At 68.4% G+C, this 19216-nt stretch carries 19 protein-coding genes; 9 read left to right on the top strand and 10 right to left on the bottom strand.

What is annotated here, in order from left to right; all coding sequences use genetic code 11:
- Nucleotides 1-53 precede the first annotated feature (53 nt).
- Nucleotides 54-818, bottom strand: coding sequence for a spermidine synthase (locus ACJ8AN_RS27140; RefSeq protein ID WP_407758385.1), 765 nt, complete (start codon nucleotides 816-818; stop codon nucleotides 54-56).
- A gap of 141 nt (nucleotides 819-959) precedes the next feature.
- On the opposite strand from ACJ8AN_RS27140, the gene ACJ8AN_RS27135 reads away from it, so the two are divergent.
- The 5 genes from ACJ8AN_RS27135 to ACJ8AN_RS27115 all read left to right on the top strand — a co-directional run bounded on the left by ACJ8AN_RS27135 (nucleotide 960) and on the right by ACJ8AN_RS27115 (nucleotide 6868).
- Complete coding sequence (locus ACJ8AN_RS27135; protein WP_407758384.1) at nucleotides 960-1406, top strand: hypothetical protein; 447 nt, start codon at nucleotides 960-962, stop codon at nucleotides 1404-1406.
- 123 nt (nucleotides 1407-1529) lie between these two features.
- Nucleotides 1530-3092 carry a collagen binding domain-containing protein gene (locus tag ACJ8AN_RS27130; protein WP_407758383.1) on the top strand — a complete coding sequence of 521 codons (1563 nt, stop codon included), beginning with the start codon at nucleotides 1530-1532 and terminating at the stop codon, nucleotides 3090-3092.
- A 167-nt stretch (nucleotides 3093-3259) separates the two neighbouring features.
- A complete protein-coding gene (locus ACJ8AN_RS27125; RefSeq protein ID WP_407758382.1) occupies nucleotides 3260-3904 on the top strand; it encodes a vWA domain-containing protein in 645 nt (214 codons plus the stop codon).
- A gap of 18 nt (nucleotides 3905-3922) precedes the next feature.
- Complete coding sequence (locus ACJ8AN_RS27120; RefSeq protein ID WP_407758381.1) at nucleotides 3923-4675, top strand: PP2C family serine/threonine-protein phosphatase; 753 nt, start codon at nucleotides 3923-3925, stop codon at nucleotides 4673-4675.
- Nucleotides 4676-4678: 3 nt separating this feature from the next.
- On the top strand, nucleotides 4679-6868 hold the full coding sequence (locus ACJ8AN_RS27115) for a helix-hairpin-helix domain-containing protein (protein WP_407758380.1): 2190 nt from the start codon (nucleotides 4679-4681) through the stop codon (nucleotides 6866-6868).
- Between the two features lie 46 nt (nucleotides 6869-6914).
- Here the strand turns inward: ACJ8AN_RS27115 and ACJ8AN_RS27110 are convergent, their stop codons facing one another.
- Nucleotides 6915-7757: a substrate binding domain-containing protein gene (locus ACJ8AN_RS27110; protein WP_407758379.1), complete on the bottom strand. Its 843-nt coding sequence runs from the start codon at nucleotides 7755-7757 to the stop codon at nucleotides 6915-6917.
- On the opposite strand from ACJ8AN_RS27110, the gene ACJ8AN_RS27105 reads away from it, so the two are divergent.
- Nucleotides 7723-7917 (top strand): hypothetical protein, encoded by a 195-nt coding sequence (locus ACJ8AN_RS27105; RefSeq protein WP_407758378.1) that lies wholly within the window; start codon nucleotides 7723-7725, stop codon nucleotides 7915-7917. The genes ACJ8AN_RS27110 and ACJ8AN_RS27105 overlap by 35 nt on opposite strands.
- 63 nt (nucleotides 7918-7980) lie before the next feature.
- On the opposite strand, the gene ACJ8AN_RS27100 is transcribed toward ACJ8AN_RS27105, so the two are convergent.
- The 3 genes from ACJ8AN_RS27100 to ACJ8AN_RS27090 form a co-directional block, all read right to left on the bottom strand.
- Complete coding sequence (locus ACJ8AN_RS27100; RefSeq protein WP_407758377.1) at nucleotides 7981-8769, bottom strand: hypothetical protein; 789 nt, start codon at nucleotides 8767-8769, stop codon at nucleotides 7981-7983.
- Complete coding sequence (locus ACJ8AN_RS27095) at nucleotides 8766-9356, bottom strand: hypothetical protein (RefSeq protein WP_407758376.1); 591 nt, start codon at nucleotides 9354-9356, stop codon at nucleotides 8766-8768. The genes ACJ8AN_RS27100 and ACJ8AN_RS27095 overlap by 4 nt, the downstream gene beginning before the upstream one ends.
- A gap of 123 nt (nucleotides 9357-9479) precedes the next feature.
- The gene (locus tag ACJ8AN_RS27090; RefSeq protein ID WP_407758375.1) at nucleotides 9480-11252 is read right to left on the bottom strand and encodes a hypothetical protein; all 1773 of its coding nucleotides are present in this window, start codon (nucleotides 11250-11252) and stop codon (nucleotides 9480-9482) included.
- A 225-nt stretch (nucleotides 11253-11477) separates the two neighbouring features.
- Here ACJ8AN_RS27090 and ACJ8AN_RS27085 point away from each other — a divergent pair, with 225 nt between their 5' ends.
- Nucleotides 11478-12536 carry a hypothetical protein gene (locus ACJ8AN_RS27085; protein ID WP_407758374.1) on the top strand — a complete coding sequence of 353 codons (1059 nt, stop codon included), beginning with the start codon at nucleotides 11478-11480 and terminating at the stop codon, nucleotides 12534-12536.
- On the opposite strand, the gene ACJ8AN_RS27080 is transcribed toward ACJ8AN_RS27085, so the two are convergent.
- From ACJ8AN_RS27080 to ACJ8AN_RS27070, 3 genes are all read right to left on the bottom strand, one after another.
- Nucleotides 12456-13373 (bottom strand): sterol desaturase family protein, encoded by a 918-nt coding sequence (locus ACJ8AN_RS27080; RefSeq protein ID WP_407758373.1) that lies wholly within the window; start codon nucleotides 13371-13373, stop codon nucleotides 12456-12458. The two genes, ACJ8AN_RS27085 and ACJ8AN_RS27080, sit on opposite strands and share 81 nt — an antisense overlap.
- 11 nt (nucleotides 13374-13384) lie before the next feature.
- Complete coding sequence (locus tag ACJ8AN_RS27075) at nucleotides 13385-14038, bottom strand: TetR/AcrR family transcriptional regulator (protein WP_407758372.1); 654 nt, start codon at nucleotides 14036-14038, stop codon at nucleotides 13385-13387.
- 197 nt (nucleotides 14039-14235) lie between these two features.
- Complete coding sequence (locus ACJ8AN_RS27070) at nucleotides 14236-15525, bottom strand: GTPase family protein (protein WP_407758371.1); 1290 nt, start codon at nucleotides 15523-15525, stop codon at nucleotides 14236-14238.
- 428 nt (nucleotides 15526-15953) lie between these two features.
- Here ACJ8AN_RS27070 and ACJ8AN_RS27065 point away from each other — a divergent pair, with 428 nt between their 5' ends.
- Nucleotides 15954-16499, top strand: a complete 546-nt coding sequence (locus tag ACJ8AN_RS27065; protein WP_407758370.1) for a hypothetical protein — start codon at nucleotides 15954-15956, stop codon at nucleotides 16497-16499.
- Nucleotides 16500-16575: 76 nt separating this feature from the next.
- Here the strand turns inward: ACJ8AN_RS27065 and ACJ8AN_RS27060 are convergent, their stop codons facing one another.
- Both ACJ8AN_RS27060 and ACJ8AN_RS27055 read right to left on the bottom strand, forming a co-directional pair.
- Complete coding sequence (locus ACJ8AN_RS27060; protein WP_407758369.1) at nucleotides 16576-17388, bottom strand: hypothetical protein; 813 nt, start codon at nucleotides 17386-17388, stop codon at nucleotides 16576-16578.
- Nucleotides 17385-17606: a helix-turn-helix domain-containing protein gene (locus ACJ8AN_RS27055; RefSeq protein ID WP_407758368.1), complete on the bottom strand. Its 222-nt coding sequence runs from the start codon at nucleotides 17604-17606 to the stop codon at nucleotides 17385-17387. The genes ACJ8AN_RS27060 and ACJ8AN_RS27055 overlap by 4 nt, the downstream gene beginning before the upstream one ends.
- Nucleotides 17607-17722: 116 nt before the next feature.
- On the opposite strand from ACJ8AN_RS27055, the gene ACJ8AN_RS27050 reads away from it, so the two are divergent.
- Entirely contained in the window at nucleotides 17723-18742 is a 1020-nt protein-coding gene (locus ACJ8AN_RS27050; protein WP_407758367.1) for a DNA-methyltransferase, read from the top strand.
- Nucleotides 18743-19216: the final 474 nt, after the last annotated feature.

Genomic DNA, 19216 nt, shown 5'->3' with positions numbered 1-19216 from the left:
CAGAACCCAGAGGAGGACGGGTCCTCTCGTCCTCCAATCCGGGCAACCCCACTTCAGCCAGAGGCCCGCTCGAAGGATGCCACGCTCTCCGTCAGTGCGGGGAAGTCCAACTCGCGCGCGAGCCTCCAGAGTTGCCGCCGGAACACGGGTTCGGACGGCAGGGGCTCCAGGGTGCCCACGAGGATGAGGTTGTTGTACGCCGAGGCGCCGCGCAGCACCGCGCAGTCTTTGAAGGCCCTGGCGAAGGTTTCGATTCGCCAGGTCATGTTCCCCGGCGTCTCCAGCGCGATGTTGAGCACCGCGACGCCTCCGGGCGCGAGCCTGCGCCGGACGTCCTCCAGGAAGAGCGACTCCTTCAGGTGGTCCGGAGTCCCGTCGTCCGAGAACGCATCGAGCAGGATGAGATCGTAACGAGCCCCCTGCCGCGTCATGAAGCTGGCTCCGTCCTCCATGTGGAGGCGGAGCCGGGCGTCCTCCCGCACGCCGAAGAAGCGCCGGGCCACGTCCACCACCACCGGGTTGAGCTCCACCACGTCCACCCTCACCCTGGGCAGCAGCCGGTGCAGCAGCATGGGGAACGCGCCCCCGCCGAGGCCTACCACCAGCACTCGCGAGCGGCCCTCGGTGAGCGCGAGCCCCGCGGTGGCCACGCGCACGTAGTTCGTCGGGACCGCCAGCGGATCACTCTTGAGGATCGCGCTCTGCAGGGTGCCCTCGGGGCTGTTGAAGCGCAGCGTGCGCAGATCGCCCACGTCCACCACGTACACGGTCCCGAATGGCGAGGGCTCCTCGTGCACCACTGTTCCCGAATGGATCACCGCCTCCCAGTTCAACACGGCCCGACTGTCCGGACGAGGGACCTCCCGTCACTTTCCGCTTCACCTGGATCTGTGTCCGCGTGGCATGAGCGCGGGTCCTCTCGTCAGGGGATTAAGGCATGCTCGTTCCCGGGAGGAGGCATGGACTTATCCATCACCTTCGATGACTCGCTCTGGCCACTGCTCATCTCCCGGTTTCATGGGGCGGCCACGGACTCGGAGTACGAGGCCTACCTGGCCCAGGGGACGGCCTACCTCCAGCGCGGTGAGCTGTATGTCAGTGTGCTCGACATGGGGCGGCTCGTCGTGCCCACGGCGGCGCAGCGCCAGCGTCAAGCTGAGTGGCTCCAGGAGCACGACCACCTCCTGCGCGAGCAGTTCCTCGGCGCCGCGCTCGTCATCACCTCGCCCTTCCTCCGGCTGGCGCTGAGCACCGTCCTCCACCTCAAGCCCATGCCCATGCCGTACGTCACCGTCTACGACGTGCCCGGGGGGTTGAAGTGGGCCGTCACCCGGTTGGAGGAGGTCGGTCTGACCCAGTCCGCCGAGCGCATCCGCCACCACTTTGCCAAGTGCCGCTCCTGGTAGCACGTGGCCTGTCGAAGCCTCGGAGGCCATTCTTCCGGGTGCACCCCACGCCCGGCGTGGGCCCCCAGCGGGCGTGGAGCAGGGTAGAGTCCGCTGCGTCTCATGATTGTCCGGGAGCCCTGGGTGTCGCGCCTGTTGGTCGCAGCGGTGGGAGTCTTCGTGCTCGTCGTCTCGGGTTGTGCGCACGAAGGCGGGACCGCCGCGCGCTCCGAGCCGGCCGCTTCCCCCGAGGTCCGGGAGCCTCTTCCCTGGGGTCCCCTCGTCCTTCGCGGGGTGGTGACCTGGGAGGGCAAGCCGGTGGCGGGCGTGACGGTGAGCGCCGTCCCCCATGCCGACGTGCCGCTCTCGGCGCGCACCTGCCCTCATGGCGAGCCCGGGAAGACGATCTTCGACGAGTGCGGCGCCATGAATGGCGAGCTGGCACAGACGGCGGACTGGCTCGGCCGCAGGTCGCCGCTGCGACAAACCATGAGCGATGCCGATGGCTGGTTCGAATTCACCAACCTCCGGGCCTCCACCTATGACCTGTGGGCCAGCGGCCCCATGGGCACCGCCTTCGTGGCCTCCATTCCCGCTGGAGCCAACGTGGCTCGGGTTCCGCTGGAGGCTGGCAGATCCATCTCGGTACAGGTGGAGGACGGCAACTCGGGGCGGCCCCTTCCCGGTGCCCAGGTGGCGCTGCTGCCTCGGGCCGGGGGCTACGCGTTCCTGGCGGCCTCGGATGCTCAAGGCAGGGCCCTCTTCCCACGGGTGCCCTCGGGCGAGTTCCACGCGGTCGCCTCGGCTCGCGGGCGTCTCGTGGACGCGGGCCCGGTGAAGGGGGACGGCCTCTCCCTGCACCTGCACGTGCCTCGGACCCTGTCGGGCCGCGTGCTCCGGGAGGGCGAGGACGGCGCGGCCGGTGTCCGGGTCCAGCTCGAGGGCCAGGGGTTGCAGGGGCTCATGCAGACACAGCCGGACGGGAGCTTCCGGATGGAGCGCCTCCTTCCCGGTCCCTACTCGCTGGTGGCTCGCGAGGGGCAGGAGATCGCCACGGCCTCGGTCCGCATCCCCGAGGATGGGAACCTCTCCGGCGTCCAGCTCTCCCTGGCTCCTTGCGGCGAGGTGCTCGGGCGGGTGCTGCGTCCCAAGGAGGCGCCCGTCTCCGGAGTGGAGGTGGAGCTGGTCCTCACCCGCGATGACTTCTCGCGGAGGCTCCGCGCTACCACCGCCGCGGACGGACGCTTCCGCTTCGAATGCGTGGACCCGGGCCAGGTGCGCCTGTCCGTCAAGGCCGCGGGCCTCGTCCCCCCGCTCGAGCCGAGGGTCCGCGACATGAGCGCGGGCGCCTCGCTCTCGGCCGACTTCCTCCTGCAGCCGGCCGCCCTGGCTCGCGGGCGGATTCTCGACGTCGAGGGACGGGGCATCCGGGGCGTCCGGGTGCTCCTCTCTCCGCGCGAGGTGCCGGGCGTGCCTCCCGCGGGGGATGTGCGCGGCGAGATCCCCCCGGGCGGCGGCAGTGCCACCACGGCCGAGGACGGAAGCTTCGAGGTGGAGGGGCTCGCCGCGGGCCGCTACGCCTACGAGCTCGTGCCGGAGGACACCTTCTTCGGGGCTCGGGGCGAGGTGCGCCTGCCCTCGGCGAACCTGAAGCTCAAACTGCTTCGCCGGCCCGTCCCGGCTCGCGGATCCCCGCCCGGAGGGTGAGCGGCCGGGCGCGTTTCGGGATTTCCGGCCCGCGTGTTCCACCCCTCTTGCTGTGCCTGTTCAACCCGGGGCCGCCCTGGTAGATCCACCCCGACCCGCCTGGGGGGGAGACCCGCCCCGCGCACCCGAGAGGGAGCCTCGTGGCCGAGCAAGTACCGTTTGGAGCCTTGTCGTTCGCAGAGAACCCGGAGCCGCGCTGCCCGTGCGTGCTGCTGTTGGACACCTCCGGCTCCATGAACGGGCGCCCCATCGAGGCGCTCAATGCCGGGCTGCTCCAGTACCGCGACGAGCTGGCCGCCGACAGCCTCGCCTCCAAGCGGGTGGAGGTGGCCATGGTCACCTTCGGGGGCCAGGTGCAGACGCCGCACGACTTCTCCACCGCCGAGTCCTTCTTCCCCAACCCGCTGGTGGCCGAGGGCAACACCCCCATGGGCGAGGCCATCCTCCGCGCCACGGACATGCTGGCGGCGCGCAAGAGCCTCTACCGGCAGAATGGCATCCTCTTCTACCGGCCGTGGATCTTCCTCATCACCGATGGAGGCCCCACGGACGCGTGGCAGGGCGCCGCCGAGCGCGTGCGCCAGGGCGAGGCCGCCAAGGCCTTCTCCTTCTTCTCCGTGGGCGTGGAGGGCGCCAACCTCGACGTGCTCAAGCAGATCTCCGTGCGCGAGCCGCTCAAGCTCGATGGCCTGCGCTTCCGGGATCTCTTCCAGTGGCTGTCCAACTCGCAGAAGGCCGTCTCCCGCTCGCAGACGACGGACGAGGTGCGGTTGGCCAACCCGGCGGCCCCCGGCGGCTGGGCCTCCGTCTAGGAACAGGACGCACCCGTGATGTGGAGGCTGCTCCAGCAGTCCCTGGAGGGGATCTCGCACCGGCGCTCGGGCACACCGTGCCAGGACAGCTGCGCGGGCACGGCCACGGCTCCGGGGCAGGAGTCCTTCCTCGTGGTGGCGTGCTCGGACGGCGCGGGCAGTGCGGTGCTGAGCCAGGAGGGCTCGGCGCTGGCGTGCCGGCGCTTCGTCGAGGTGGCCTGCGAGGCACTCCAGCGTGAAGGCGCGGCGGCCCTGACGGAGCCCGAGGTGATCCGCGGCTGGTACCGGCAGGTGCGCCAGTCGCTGGAGGAGGAGGCCTCGCGGCGCGAGGTGGCGTTGCGCGAGCTGTCCTGCACCCTGCTGACGGCGGTGGTGGGCGAGCGCGCGGCCGTGTTCGCCCAGGTGGGGGACGGCGCCATCGTCGTGCGCCAGGGCGAGGGCTATGCGACCGTCTTCTGGCCCCAGGTGGGCGAGTACGCCAACACCACGTGGTTCGTCACCTCGGCGGACCTGGAGCAGGTGCTGCAGGTGCAGTGCGGCGAGGCGGTGGACGAGGTGGCCCTCTTCACCGACGGGCTGCAGATGATGGCGCTGCACTTCGCCACGCGCTCGGTGCACCGCCCCTTCTTCGAGCCCCTGTTCGCCGCGTTGCGCGGCGCCGCGCAGCCGGAGGACCTGGTGGTGCCCCTGCGCGCGTTCCTGGACTCGCCCGCGGTGAACGAGCGCACGGATGATGACAAGACGCTCGTGCTCGCCGTCCGCGAAGGGTAGGCCGTGTCGCAGACGTTCTTCTTCAACGCGCGAGGTGAGCGGCTGGCCCTGGGTCCCGAGCTGGGCCGGGGAGGCGAGGGCGCGGTGTACACGCTGCCTCGCGAGCCCCAGCGCGTGGCGAAGGTGTACCTGTCGGCGCCCCCGGCGGAGCAGGCCCGGAAGCTCCAGTGGATGGCGGAGCACGCGCCGCCGGGCGTGGAGAAGCTGGCGGCCTGGCCGCTCGAGCTGTTGCACGAGGGCCGTGCCGGAGGCCCCGTGCGCGGCTTCACCATGGCGCGGGTGCACGGCTTCAAGCCCATCCACCTGCTGTACTCCACGGCGAGCCGCCGCAAGGAATTCCCTACCGCGGACTGGGCCTTCCTGGTGCAGACGGCACTCAACTGCGCTGGCGTCTTCGAGGAACTGCACGCCGCCGGCCACCTGGTGGGGGACGTCAACGAGAGCAACCTGCTGGTGTCCCCGAAGGACGCCACGGTGCGGCTCATCGACTGCGACTCGTTTCAAATCCGCGCGGGCGGCCAGGTGTTCCGCTGCGAGGTGGGCGTGCCGCTCTTCACGCCTCCGGAGTTGCAGGGCCAGAGCTTCGCGGGGCGGGAGCGGACGGCGTCGCACGAGGGCTTCAGCCTCGCGGTGCTGCTCTTCCACCTGCTCTTCATGGGACGCCACCCCTTCACGGGCGTCTTCACCGGGCAGGGGGAGATGACGCCGGAGCGGGCCATCCGCGAGTTCCGCTTCGCCTACGGGCGCAACGCGAGGGCGCTGCAGATGGCGCCGCCCGCCATCCACCTGCCGCTGAGCACGCTGCCCGCGGAGCTGGCCACGCTCTTCGAGCAGGCCTTCGCGCCGGACGCATCGAGGACGGGACGGCCCACGGCCACGGTGTGGTACCAGGCCCTGCAGCACCTGGCGCGCGCGCTGCGCTCGTGCCCGCAGGAGCCCACGCACAAGTATCCGCAGCACCTGTCGGCCTGCCCGTGGTGCGAGATGATGGCCACGCGCGGAGTGGCCTTCTTCACCACGCCGCGCCACGGCTCGCCAGGGCCCCAGGGCTTCACATGCGGCCTGCCGGACCTCGAGCCGCTGTGGCTCGAGGCGCAACGGTTGCTGTCGCCGAACCTGGCCACGCCCGTGCTGGCCGCGCCAACGTTCCCGCTGCCCACCGCGCTCCCGGACGATCTCCAGGCGGAAGTGGACCGGGTGCGCCAGGCGAGCCTGGCCATGCTGGTGGGGGGCGTGCTGGCCACGGTGGGCTGGTGGCTGCTGTTGCTGGTGTCCTCGAAGGTGGGGCAGCTGGTGCTGGTGCCGGCGTGCACGCTGCTGGCGAGCGCCTCGGTGCTGTGGTGGCGGGCCCACAGGGGCTTGCGGCTCCCGGCGCTGGCGGCCGAGCAGCAGCGGTTGCTCCAACAGGCGGAGCCGGCCCTGGCCGCGGCGCAGGCCGAGTACGAGCGCTTCAAGGAGGAGCTCAACCGGCTGGCGGAGCGGGCGCGCCAGCTGCTGCACGGGCTGAGGGCGGAGTACGGCAAGCTTCAGCCGGACTACGAGGAGGAGCAGCGCCGGCAGCTCCAGCATCGCGAGACGCTGCAGCGCGAGCAGTTCCTGCGCAACGCGCTCATCGAGGACCATGAGCTCAAGGGAATCGCGCAGGGGCTGAAGTCGAGCCTGGTGCGCTACGGCATCGAGTCCGCGTACGACGTGCTGAAGGAGGACGTGACGAAGGTGCCGGGCTTCGGAGCGGTGCGCTCGGCGAAGCTGGTGGCGTGGGCGAAGGAGGTGGAGAAGGGCTTCCAGTTCGATCCGAGCCTGGCGGTGAGCGAGGCGGAGCGGCGGGCGTTGATCTCCCACTTCCTGCAGCGCAAGGCGGCGTTGCGCTCGAGGCTGGAGGCGGAGGTGGCGCCGCTGCGGACGTGGTCGCAGGAGATGGTGAAGCGCTCGGGAGAGCTGGCGGCGAAGGTGGAGGGGGCGCAGCAACTGAAGACGAAGGCCACGCTGTGGATGCCCGTGGCGCAGCCGGCGGTGGAGGCCGCGCTGAATCCGCCCGCCTGGGAGGACCGGCGCTACGTGCTGGGATTGATGGCGGCGGTGGTGCTCGGAGGGCTGGTGGGCCTGGTGATGCGGGCCACGGGCACGGTGGAGCCCGAGAGCATGGCCCCGCCGCCGGTGGTGCTGGAGCAGGCGGCGCCCGAGGAGCCGTAGTCCGTGAGGGGGTTGCCGCCCACGGCCGCCAGTCCCCGCACGCGGGTCATCTGGCCCTCGGCGTCACGGAGGCGCGTGACACCTGGTCGCGGGGCGTGGACGGCCGTTGCCGTGCTTGCCTTCGCGGAGGGCTGGAGCCCCGGCTCTCGGAAGGTGCCGCGGACCTCCCCGGCTTCGCGTGCAGCTCGGGGCGCTTCTTCAGGACCTCGAGCGCCAGCTCGCGGAAGGCTCGCACCCGCGCCGTGCCCAGCCGCCGTGAGGGATGCACGAGGTAGATGCCTCCGAAGGCGACGGTGTGCTCCGCCAGCACCTGCACCAGCTCTCCCCGCTCCAGGGCCCGGGCGCACGCGAAGTAGGGGAGGTTGGTGATTCCCAGCCCCCGCAGCGCCGCCTCGCGCGCGAGCCCCAGGTGGTTCACCCGGATGTGCGGGCTCACCGGCACCCAGCGCACGCCCGTGCCCTCCGGGAAGGCCCAGCGGGGCGGGCCTCCCTCGGGGGCGAGCGCGATGCAGTCATGGGCCGCCAGGTCCTCCGGCTTCCCCGGTGCGCCTCGCGTGGACACGTAACCGGGCGAGGCCACGAACACGAGCGTCGCATCCGCCACGCGCGCCGCCACGAGCGACGCATCCCCCGGCGTCCCCACGCGGAAGACAATGACGCGCTGTGGACCACGGGCGTCGTCGAGTGCCGGCCCCTCACGGAAGGCCTCCTGAGGACCGGGTCGCGCATCGAGCGGGTGTCCAAGATGCTCGGGCGCCAGTTCGCCTACCTCGTCGAGGTGACGGCGCACGCGGACGAGGCCTGGGTGGAGATGCGCGTCACGGAGCCCTTTCCCATGCGCATCCGCTACGAGTTTGGAGGACTGTGCCGAGGGCACTCGAGCCCGCATCCGCGCGCAGGGCGAGGCCCTGGGGTTCTTCCGCATCGCCGCGCCCTTCCTCAACCGGATGGTGCGCCGGAGCATCACCAACGACCTGGAGAACCTGCGCGAGTACCTGGAAGGGCAGGGCGATGCGTCGGGCGCCCTCCCGGCGCACGGCCGCGGGTGAGGCGGGTCTCTTCCTCTGGCTCAGTCGAGGTTCACCGCGTCGACGCGACGTCCCTGGCGCGTCCTAGGAACTCTTGCGTTCCTCCGGGTTACGCTCGGCCATGGATAGAGGAAAGAGGGCCCGGTGGTTGATATTGGGGTAGTACGCTGCGAGATAGAACTCTCCCCCGATCATCACCCATGCGCGTCTGGCGGGGTGGGTTTGACTCATCAACCATGCCTCCGCTTCTTCGAGCGTGGCAAACGAGGCTTGGGCAACGGGCGGATCGAACTCCTGGAGCCAGGCGAGATACCGGTGGAGACGGCGATTCCGTGGCAGGCGCCGGAAATTCGTTTCGCGCTCATAAACCACATCATGGGGTTTGTTGCCGATCAGCACCTCGGCGAAGAAAGGGGGACTCGGATGCTTCTGGAGCCATGCCTCCGCCTCTTCCCGATTGTCGAACGCGAACATGACATAGGGCTGTGCGTTGGCCTCGAGATGCTCGAGGAAATCAGTGAAGGCTTCGTGCTGGCGGGTGGAGGAGATGAAGCGAAGCGCGTCAAGGATGACCTGGATCCCCGGCTGTTCGTCCGCAGCCGTTGGATCATCGAGAAGCCTCTCGAAGAACGCCTCCGTCTTGCGCAACCGTTCGTGCAACTCCGTGGAGCGTTCCTCGGTGATAGCAGGGGCGCCGTGATGCCCACGGCTCGCTCGATAATCATCAAAGGGATACCATTGGCCGGTGGCGGAGATGAAATCCAGGGCGTCTCGTGCGAGGCCGAGAATTCGTGCCTGCTCTACCGGTTGCCCTCCGTTCCAACGTCTCCCAATCGCCTGCTGTCCATCCGAGAGGATGAGCGGATTCGTCATGGCTTCACCGCCAGGGCTCGGGGCTCGGAATCGGCATCGTACGACGCGAACACGATGACGGGTGCGAGCAACAGGACCCCGCCACTTCCCCCGGTGAGGACGACGAAGGTCACGCCCGCGATGACGACCACAGTTCCCGCCATCAGTTGCTCCCGGTGCTGCTTCACCCAGTCGACCGCTTGATCAATGGCACGGAACTTCACGGTGCCGCCTTCAGCCAGTTCCTTGAGCCGGCTGCAATCCAGGTAGGGTTGTCTGCATACCCCAATGCAGTGCTCCTTCTTCGCGCCCACGCTCATGTGACTCCAATTTTCGCCCGTCAGGCCCGCCACGCACCTGTCCTCGCACGCAATAAGCTCATCATCACAGTCGCGATTGAAGGCAACGTGGACGATGCGCTCGTGAACGTCGTGCGTGGCCACCGGATGGGGATACGCCGCCAGGTCGAAGTCCTTGACGGGCCTCCATGAATGGACCACCTGCCCATCCGGTGCGCTTTCGACGATGAGGACGTACCTGCTCAGATCCCGCGCACTGGTGGGGCCCGGGACCGAGTGCTGGGTTGCACTACAGGAGACCAGCAGCAAACTGAGGCTCAACGCCGTGAGCCTTCCAAGAAACGACCCCACCCACATCCTCATGCGCCCTCCCGCGAGGGCCTGCGTCTACCAGTGGGAGGCAGGGTGGGGCCGCTTATTTCCTTCTCTGGCTCAGTAGAGGTTTACCGCGTCGAACGGGCGGTTGAGCTTGCTGCGCGGGCGGGGCATCGCCTTGCGCAGGGCCTCGGCGTCACCGCTCGTGAGCGCCTTCACCAGCGGGTCCGTCTCCGCCGGAGTCGTGGTGCTCGCCTGGGCGCAGCGCAGCGCCTCCGTCCAATCCTTGCCGCCCTCGGCGAGCGCCTGGCCCGCGAGGCTTTGCGCCACCCGCAGCGGATCTCCAATCACTCGCGCCTGTTCGGCCGCCCGCGAGAACCACTGCGCCGCCGTCGCCGGTTGCGAGTCCAACAGGTGCAGCCCCAGGTCCGCGGCGATCACCTGCTGGTGCAGCGGATCTCCCAGCTCCCCGGCGCACGTGAAGGCCTCGGTGTAACTCGCCACCGCCGCCTCGCGCTCGCCATTGGCCATCTGCAGCGCGGCCAGCCGGTAGCGGTGGTGCTTGGCGAAGTTGGCGCCCCAGTTCGCGCTGATCTTCTCGAAGCGCCTCCAGATGGCGATCGACTCCGGGTAATTCCTCGCCGTCTCCTGCAGATAGCTCGCGTTGGAGATGAGATTGATTTTCAGGTGCGTGGCGCTCGCGTCGTGCAGGTCTCCCACGCAGCGCATGGCGTGCTTCTCCTGCACCTGCGCCTGGGAGAGGTTCTTCTCCAGGAAGTACGTGAGTGCGTAGACGTTGCGGATCCACGCCTCGTGCAGGTAGCGCAGCGGCGACTCGCGGCCGGCCAGCAGCGCGAGCCCGGCCTCGAGCTCGGCGCGGGCGTCCGGCATCTGCGCCAGGCGCTTGGTGCGCGTCAGGGCGCGGAACATGCGCAGGTGCGCGAGCCGCTCCGGCGGTGCCTGCCGCTCCAGTCCCCGGCCGAACGCCTCCAGCGCCTCGTCGTGCTGGCCGGTGAAGACGTGCACCACGCCAACGCTTCGCTCGAAGAGGATGCGCAGCTCCTCCGCGTCCCCGAGACTGCTCTTGTCGATCTCGATGGCCGGCGTGCTGAAGCCCGTGTCGAGCGCGTCCCAGCCCTCGGCCACCCGCGCGGGCGACAGGCCCCTGCCCGCGGCGTCGACCAGCGCCAGTCCGCGCTCGGCGGCGAGCATGGCGCCCTCGTAGTTGGTGGTGAAGAAGCAGCTGCGGATGGCCAGCACGGCCGCGGCGATGCGGTGCTCCAGCGGCGCCTCGTCGTCCACCACCGCGGCCAGGTAGCGGCCCTCCAGGTCCACCGCCGGCTCCAGCTCCCGGCCGGACGCGGGGCCCACGCCGCCGGGGCGCTCGGTGCGCATGCGCTCGCAGAGCGAGTCCAGGAAGGCCCGGCGCCGCTCCTCGAAGAAGGCCGCGTAGTGCGGCCGGCGCACGTTCCACCCGGTGAGGAGGATCCGGCCCTCGAGCTGCTCCAGCCGTCCCCACTCGGCCGCCCGCATCACCGCGCGCAGGCTCACCAGGTCACACTCGCCCGCGCCGTGGATGACGAGCGGCCGCCCTGTCACCCGCAGCGTCTCGACAATCGCCCGCGCCGCCAGGTTGAGCACCCAGAACATCTGCTCGGACTCGCGATGCAGCCGGCGCTCGGACGGCGTGAGGGCCAGGTCCGTCAGGTCCGGCGCGCCCTGGATGGTGCCGGGGAAGAGCCGGTTCCACTCGGCGGGCCGCTGCTGGGCCAGGGGCCGCACCGCCTCGGGAGCCGCGTCCTCGCACGCCCTGAGGATCTTCCGCAGCCCACCGAAGGCCACGGGCAGCGCCACGCCCGCGTCCACTTCGATGGCCGTGGTCGACAGCACGCCTGGCGAGCCACCTTCCACAGAAACCGCGATCGCGCTCCGATTGCTCACAGGGGTACCTCTGGGGGGTCGAGGTTGTTTCCAGGAGCAACGGCCCATTGCACTCCCGGTGGTCTCATTTTTCTTGGAATCCTGAAATGAGTCAAACCCCCTGGGGCATGCTTATCCCCCGGCCGGAATGGAGGGCTGCAAGGACGCGGGGTTTGGAGGAGACTGTGGGCGTCCATGAGTAACTCGGCTCCGGGAGAGTCCCCGGTCCTTTCCTTCCGCCACCTCCTGTCGGACGCCGTCGCCTCCTTCCTCCACGAGGCGGGCCTGGGCGCCGTGCAGGTGGTGGAGCCCCTCAGTGAGCTCATCGTGACGCTGTCGCGCTACCGCGAGGAGGGCGAGCCGCTCTTCCCGGTGGCCTTCCTGGGGGATGACCTGCAGGAGATGCTGCGGGTGCTCGACGGGAAGGACGCGGTGGCGATCGGCACGGGCCCTCGCACGCGCGAGACGATCCAGCGGGCGCTCAAGCAGTGCGCGCCATTGGGCCAGGGGCGGTGGTGGTCGCTGTACGTGCTGCTGGTGCCGGACGGCTTCGCCTACGGCATCTTCCGGACGGACCCCTTCCCGCTGGTGGAGACGCCGCTGGAGCGCATGCGCAGGGCGGGGGATCGCTCGTTGCGGATGGTGGGCGTGCTGCAGCTGGCGGAGAACGTCATCGAGCTGCGCGGCATGGGCGGCCTGTACCGGCACATCTTCCTGTCCGGCGCGAGGGCCGAGGTGACGCTGCCCACGGTGGCCATGGACGAGCTGTCGCTGGGGCTGACGGCGGACGTGAAGGAGCCGGCGCGCGGGCTGACGCGGGACTTCTACCGGCGGGTGCTCTTCGAGGCGATGCAGGCCTCGCACGGCACGCTGGTGGCGGTGCTGCCGCGGGACAGCGAGAGCTCACCGCTCTTCGTGGACGGGGTGATGCTCTCCGAGCCCATCGACATGGTGGCGCGGGTGATGCGCTACCACGAGAGCCCGGGGGTGGAGGCGGCGTCGGCGGTGAGCTCGGCGGCGCAGCTGTTGCGCGGGATGATGGCCACGGACGGCATCACGGTGCTGCGCTCGGACGGCTTCATCCTGGGCTACAACGTCTTCATCCGGCACCCGGAGACGCTCATCCGCGAGCCCGCGCGCGTGGGAGGCGCGCGGCGGCGGACGTACGAGGTGCTATGCGCCCGGGTGGGACGGGAGCTGACCACCGCCTTCTTCCGCTCGCAGGACGGCGCCATCGCCTGCTGCCGGGACTGAGGCCCCGGGCGGCTTCCACGCGGGATTGCGGAACACCAGGCCCAGGCGCACGCGCCACGGGTTGGGGCGCAGCACGTCGCGGACAATGGCGGCGTACTCGTGGAAGGCGACGCGCAGCGGGTTGTACGTGTGGAGGTTCTTGGTGAGGCCGTAGATGGGGCGCTCGTCCTCGGGCTGGAAGGTGCCGAAGAGCCGGTCCCAGATGATGAGGATGCCCGCGTAGTTCCTGTCCAGGTAGCGCGCGTTGGCGCCGTGGTGCACGCGGTGGTGCGAGGGCGTGTTGAGCACCCACTCGAGCGGCCCGAGGCGGCGCACGGTCTCGGTGTGGATCCAGAACTGGTAGAGCAGGCTGAAGGCGTGCTGGGTGAGGATGAGCGCCGGGTGGAAGCCGAGCAGCGCGAGCGGCGCCCAGAAGAAGGTATGCGTCATGGGCGTCCACGTCTGGCGCAGGGCGGTGGACAGGTTGTAGTGCTCGCTGGAGTGGTGCACCACGTGCGAGGCCCAGAAGAAGCGGGACTCGTGATGGACGCGGTGGAACCAGTAGTAGCAGAAGTCCTCGGCGAAGAAGAGCAGCACCCACGCGAGCACGCCGTCGCCGAGCCGCAGCGGCGTGGCCTCGTAGAGCACGGAGTAGAAGGCGTACTCCACGACCTTCCAGCCCATGTAGATGAGCGAGTAGACGGTGCCCATGGTGAGGCTGGCCGCGGTGTCCTTCGCGGCATAGCCCACGAGGCCTTCGTCGCGGTGGCGGGAGAGCCAGAGGCCCTCGACGGCCATCAGCAGGATGAACGCCGGAGTGGCGAACTGGGTGGGATCGAAGGAAGGAAGACTCGCCATGGAGCGACTCCCTAGGGGTGGAGTGGGGAAGAGAAGGCGGTACGGGCGAAGCGGACGAGCAGCGCGAGCATCTGGCTGTGAGCGGGATTGGCGGGCAGCGCCACGCCACCGACGGCGGCGCCCTGCACGGCGTTGAGGATGAGCTCGATGATGGCGTCGAAGTCGGGGTGGGTGGAGGCGACGTCGGGGAAGAGCTCGCGGGCGACGCGGTGCAGGTGGCGGCGGTGCGGCGGGTCCACGCCACTCAGGGCCGAGGCCAGCTCCGAGTCGGTGCGCGCGGCGACATAGAGCTCGATGGCGGCGAGCAGCTCGGGGCGCTGGTAGATGGACCACAGCCGCTCGATGGCCTGGGCGACGCGATCTCCAGCGGGGGCGAGCGCGGGGAGGTCCTCGAGCCCGGAGCGGTACTCGGCGATGAGGCGGGGGAAGAGGTGCTCGACGGCGGCGCCGAGCAGCCCGGCCTTGGTGGGGAAGTGCTTGAAGAGGGCGCCGTGGGAGATGCCGGCGCGCTGGGCAACGGCGAGCGTGGTCGTCCGCGCATGGCCGAGCTCCACCAGGCACTCGACGGTGGCGTCGAGCAGCTTGAGGCGGGTGGAGTCCCGGCGTTCCTGCTGGGTGCGCCGGGCGCGAGGCGAGGCCTCGGAACCCGGGGACGAATCAGCCATACGCGGAGTGTAGCGCCCCTTACTTTAAAAAGAAAGTGAGCACTCACTCTCCAGATTGTTCGAGCCAAACCCCCGAGGAGCCATCAGGGAAACAACCCCTCTCCCCCCGGGAGAGGGACGGGGTGAGGGGACGAGGGCCCCGGGTTCCCACCCTGGAGCCCCACTCCAGGCCCCTCCGGGCCCCTCCGGGCCCGCGTTCAGGCCTGGGGGAGCGCGCGATCGGGGTGGGCCTCGGCGGAGGCGCGGGTGGAAGCGTAGAGCTGGCGGGCCTCCTCGGCGGAGACGCCGCGGAGGAACCAGGCGCGAGCGGCGGTGCCGAGGGCGACGGTGCCGGCGAAGGCCACGGCGCCGGAGACGACATTGCCCGCGCCGGGGAAGACGAATTTGACGAGGGCGCGAGCGGTCTCGCGCAGGGCGAAGGCGGCGCCGACGTTGACGCCGAGGGCGGGGAGGAAGTCGCGAGCTGCCTGGAAGTCGAGCTGCCGGCCGGAGATCCACGCGATGCCGGCGATGAGACTCACCTGGGCGGAGGTGATGGGGATGATGTCGGCGACGGGGATGGGGACGACGGCGAAGCCCATGCAGAGCGAGGCCATGGCGCGGGTGAGGGTGATGGCGAGCTCCTCCTGGAGGGCGCGCACGCGCGTCACGCGGGCGAGGACGAGCCGGCCCTGCTCGGGCAGCTCGCGAAACAGCACCTGGGCGAGCTCGCCCAGCCTCCAGCGCTCGTCCGAGCGGATCGTCCCATCCGGGCGGAAGGACAGGTAGGCGGAGAGGCCGAGCACGGTGACGAGCTCGCCGCGCAGGTCCTCGCGGGAGCGGAGCTTCTCGCGCAGCTGGCGCTCGACGGCCTCGACGTGGCGGAGCTTCTCCTGGAGCTCGGCGGGGTCCTGCTGCTCGGAGAGGTGGAGGTCGGTGCGCTTGGGCTCGAGCAGATCGCAGTGCGTGGCGACGCCGATGAGGGGAGGGCGGAGGCCGTGGGCCTGCTCGACGGCGGAGACGATTTGAGCGAGCACGTCGAGGTCCGCGTCGATGGCGGCATCGACCTCGGTGGCCTTGACGAGGAAGAGGAGGGCGTCGGGGGCCTTGCGGCGGACCTCGGCGAGGATGGAGTCGAGGGGCGTATCGGCGGCGTCGGCCTCCTCGGGGCGGGATCCCTCCTGGATGCCGCGGGTGTCGAGGATGGAGAGGGTGCCGAGCTCGCCCTGGACATCGAACCAGCGGCCCTGGCCTGTCTGTGCCTTGACGTGGCCGACCTCGGCGACGCGGGCGCCGAAGAGGGCGTTGATGAGGGAGGACTTGCCCGAGCCGCGGCGGCCCACGAGGACGAGGTTGGGCGAGCGCTGTTCGAGCAGCAGGGCGCGCAGGTGGGAAATCTTCTGGCGGATGTCGCGGGCGAGCGGATCCGGGACGCGCTCGAGCATCTCCTCGAGCCGGCGGATGGTCTCGGAGATTTCCTGGAACGTGGGTTCGTTCGTGGCGGCCATGGGTCCTCCTCGGAGATGGCCATAACACGGGGCGCGAGGGAGTCTCGTGCTCACGGGTGGACGAGCTTCCGGTGGTGCACGGTGCTCGCCCGGCTGGGCAGCGAGAGGGAGGAGGGCGTCAGAAGGCGGGGAGTGCGACGAGGGATTCGCTCATGGGGCGCGGGCGTGGCAGCGCCCCGCAGCGGAAGAAAATCTCCGGCGCCTCTTCAGGGCGTGGCGTGCCGCATCACGGGTCGCGTGATAGACGGAGGCCCCCATCCCTCGAATCCGCCCCCAGTTTCCTCATGGATTCTGAAGCCTCTACCTCCCCGCGCTTCTTCGTCCTGGAAGATGGCGCCATCGGGTCCCGCTACGACACCGAGGTCGACACAGTCGAGCCAGACAACATCTCGGAGGATGCGCCTCGCTGCCCACAGTGCGGTGACATCATGGGCTTGCTGACCTGGCTTCCACCCTACCGCGTCGAGCTGGAACTCTTCGGCGAGGAGCTGGGGGATTTGATCGATGGCACGGCGTATGACCTGCTCATCTCCGAGCGGTTCATGGCGGGCTTCCGGGCGGAAGGGCTCACCGGGCTGGAGGGCTTTCATCCCGTCGAGGTCCTCCGGGTGCGTTGCATGAGGAAGAGACCGCGCAAGCCCCTCACCGTGCCTCGCTACTACGTCGTCTGGCCCTGCTTCGGCCGGGGAGCGGTGGACCTGGTGCTCAACCGGGTGCGCTTCTCCAAGCCCCCCACCTGCACCGAGTGCCGCTCGACGGGCATCAACGCCACCCACGGCTTCGTCCTGGAGCCGGGCACCTGGGCCGGTGAGGACATCTTCCGCCCCCGGGGTATGCAGGGAAAAGTCGTCGTCTCCGAGCGCTTCAAGGACTTCGTCGAGCGCCATGGGCTGACGAACATGGTGCTCACCCCTACCGAGCAGTTCGTGCGGGACCCCTCCAACCTCGGACCCGCCCCCCTGCCGACCGCGTAGCCGAGCCTCCAGAGCGAAGTGCTGATGGCACGAACGTCTCTTCAGGGCCTGACGTGCCGCATCACGGAACCACCGACTATTTTTTGCCCCGTTTTGCTCGCTTAACCACCTGAGGCAAGTCCCCGTTGATACGACGTTCTTTCCCGCTCCTGAGCCAGTCGACCACCGTGTTGAAATCGGTGGTCCAACAGTCATTGTCAGTTGGGGACACCGGCTGGAATGTGAGGATGTTCCGCGGGTCTTGAGGGTCGGGCAGTAACCAGCGCTCGACCGTGTAGATGAAGGCGCCCCAGCGGCCACGGGCAGGGCCAAGCGAAACGGCGAGCACGTCGAACTCGCTGAAGCGGTAAGGGCGCGTGGACTCCCCGTCCTTCTCTCCAGCACGGCTCTTCTGCAGTTCCACCACGAAGTGGGTGCTCGGCCAGCTTACACGGGTTTTCCACACTTCGTTTGCGTAAAGCGGCTGCTTCCCCTCGGATCGCTGCATCTTGACTTGAACCCTGACCAGCGCATCCCTTGTCGGTGCAGCTGAATCCTCGACCCTGAGCAGTTGTGGCTGCGGCGGACGTCCGAGATTCGGCGCGTCAGTCAACAAGAAATCATAGGGCGGATCACCGCTGATGGGCAGCTCCCTCCATCGTGACGCGATGGTGGGCAGGACATCCGTTGCGAATGCGGCCTCTGCGAAGACCCCACGAATCATGCGGACCGTGAAGTCGGTCGCACGTCCTAATGCGTAGAGCATTCCGTCCGCCGAGATCATCAGCTGCGTTTCGACGGGATGCGGCGGCAATAGCCCGCGGAGGTACACCAGCACATGGCGCCGCTGCTCCTCATTGAGCATATCGAGCAGTCGCTTGACTTCCGCTACCCCTACACTGTCGGTCATATCTTAGCCTTGGGCTTAGGCGGCCGCCCGGCGGCGCGTGGCTCGAAGTTCACCACGTCGGACCGGCGTACGAGCACGTAACCCGCTACCGTGGTCGTTGCGAGGCGGCCCCGCTTGATCAGGCGTGCGATGGCCTGCCGGGACACCTGCCTTAGGCGTGCCGCCTCTGCTTGGGAGATCCACTCGTCCTCGGACGATGGCGATTTTGGGGTTGACATTGTCAACCAATTTCCTTAGGTTACGCCGTAATGGCGCGATGCTAGCCGCGGCGTGTGGCCTGTCAAATTCCCTACTGGTATCTGGCTGTACGTTCTTTTCGTTGTGAATGCTCGTCATGCCCAAACCTCAGTCGACGCATCCTACTCGGGAAGATGTTCCCCACCCGGCAAGTCTGGTCCGCGCGCTCAAGCCGTTCTACCGAACGAACCTCGGCGCTACCTTTCTCGTGGACTCACGTGAGGTGCTGCATCAGCTTCCCGACGAGTCTATCAATCTAGTCTTTACGTCGCCCCCATACGCCCTTCACTTCAAGAAGGAGTACGGTAACGTCTCCAAGGATGAGTATGTCGAGTGGTTGCTGACCTTCGCTCGTGACATCTTTCGCGTTTTGAAGGATGACGGCAGCTTTGTGTTGAACATCGGCGGCAGCTACAACAAGGGTATTCCAACGCGGTCCACCTACCACTTCAAGGTATTGCTTGCACTGGTGGAGGAGGTCGGCTTTCACTTGGCGCAAGAGCTCTTCTGGTTCAACCCCGCCAAGATGCCGATGCCCGCAGAGTGGGTATCGGTACGCCGAATACGGGTGAAGGATGCGGTAGAGTATGTCTGGTGGTTTTCCAAGACGCCCTGGCCGAAAGCCAATAACCGCAACGTTTTGAAGCCCTACAGCGCCGACATGATTCGCCTGAATCAGCGTGGTGTCCGGGCGACCGTTCGACCCTCCGGGCACAACATCTCCGCAGATTTCAACAGGCTTGATGCAGGTGGCGCCATCCCGCCCAATGTCTTCGAGGACGAGCTACCCTCGGATTTCATCAAGGCGGGAAACAACGCCGCCAATGACCGGTACACGAAGCGATGCAAGGAGGCTGGTTTGAGGATTCACCCCGCGCGCTTCCCTGCAATCCTGCCGGAGTTCTTCGTCAAGCTACTCACCGACGAAGGGGACCTCGTTGTTGACCCATTTGGAGGTTCGAACACGACGGGCAAGGTGGCTGAGGACCTTGGTCGCCGCTGGCTAGTGATAGACGAGGTCGAAGAGTATCTTGAGGGAAGCAAGTTCCGCTTTGACGCTGTTACGCCGGGTCTGGCAGCCAAGCGCCAGGGTGGACTGCGAGGTAACAGGCACTGACCGCCCCGACGCAGCTTCAAGAGGATTCTAAATAGCGCGTAGCGCGCAGCGCTTGGCTAGCGGAGAGGGACATGAGACGCAGTTCACCGCGACTTTGCTACAATCTCCAGTGCTTTCACGGCGGTTCGAGGCGCTCATGAAGAGGTAAAGCGCCTGCTGCACGAGTCTTGGGTTATAGGCGTGTAGCTGTCGTCGAAACGACCGCAAGTCAATGCCACGGGCAAGTGCTTGGAGGAACGCTCGCCGTGCTTCGTATTCGGGTGCCCCACGGTACTTCACCGAACTGAGGAAGCGATCGACGTTGCTGTCAACGACAACGAAGTGCGTCCAGTCGAGTCGCGAGGCCCATGGTCCTTGTGGGTTGAGGTCCGGGTTGGCAAGGGCAGACAGGTACATGTTGGCAATCTTGTAGCTCACGCGCCAGACACGTACTAAGGCTTCCTCCAGTGCAAGGGATCGTAGGCGCCTAGTGCG

It is taken from the genome of Archangium sp. (genome assembly GCF_045802675.1).
Taxonomy (GTDB): Bacteria; Myxococcota; Myxococcia; order Myxococcales; family Myxococcaceae; genus Archangium.
The sequence above is the reverse complement of the archived record's forward strand: the minus strand, read 5'-3'. Positions and strand labels throughout refer to the sequence as shown.

Bases quoted from the DNA above. Each gene is read 5' to 3' on its own strand.
- ACJ8AN_RS27135 (WP_407758384.1), top strand. From the start codon at position 960: ATGGACTTATCCATCACCTTCGATGACTCGCTCTGGCCACTGCTCATC.
- ACJ8AN_RS27120 (WP_407758381.1), top strand. From the start codon at position 3,923: ATGTGGAGGCTGCTCCAGCAGTCCCTGGAGGGGATCTCGCACCGGCGC.
- ACJ8AN_RS27110 (WP_407758379.1), bottom strand. From the start codon at position 7,757: ATGCGGGCTCGAGTGCCCTCGGCACAGTCCTCCAAACTCGTAGCGGAT.
- ACJ8AN_RS27100 (WP_407758377.1), bottom strand. From the start codon at position 8,769: ATGACGAATCCGCTCATCCTCTCGGATGGACAGCAGGCGATTGGGAGA.
- ACJ8AN_RS27085 (WP_407758374.1), top strand. From the start codon at position 11,478: ATGAGTAACTCGGCTCCGGGAGAGTCCCCGGTCCTTTCCTTCCGCCAC.
- ACJ8AN_RS27080 (WP_407758373.1), bottom strand. From the start codon at position 13,373: ATGGCGAGTCTTCCTTCCTTCGATCCCACCCAGTTCGCCACTCCGGCG.
- ACJ8AN_RS27075 (WP_407758372.1), bottom strand. From the start codon at position 14,038: ATGGCTGATTCGTCCCCGGGTTCCGAGGCCTCGCCTCGCGCCCGGCGC.
- ACJ8AN_RS27070 (WP_407758371.1), bottom strand. From the start codon at position 15,525: ATGGCCGCCACGAACGAACCCACGTTCCAGGAAATCTCCGAGACCATC.
- ACJ8AN_RS27065 (WP_407758370.1), top strand. From the start codon at position 15,954: ATGGGCTTGCTGACCTGGCTTCCACCCTACCGCGTCGAGCTGGAACTC.
- ACJ8AN_RS27060 (WP_407758369.1), bottom strand. From the start codon at position 17,388: ATGACCGACAGTGTAGGGGTAGCGGAAGTCAAGCGACTGCTCGATATG.
- ACJ8AN_RS27055 (WP_407758368.1), bottom strand. From the start codon at position 17,606: ATGTCAACCCCAAAATCGCCATCGTCCGAGGACGAGTGGATCTCCCAA.
- ACJ8AN_RS27050 (WP_407758367.1), top strand. From the start codon at position 17,723: ATGCCCAAACCTCAGTCGACGCATCCTACTCGGGAAGATGTTCCCCAC.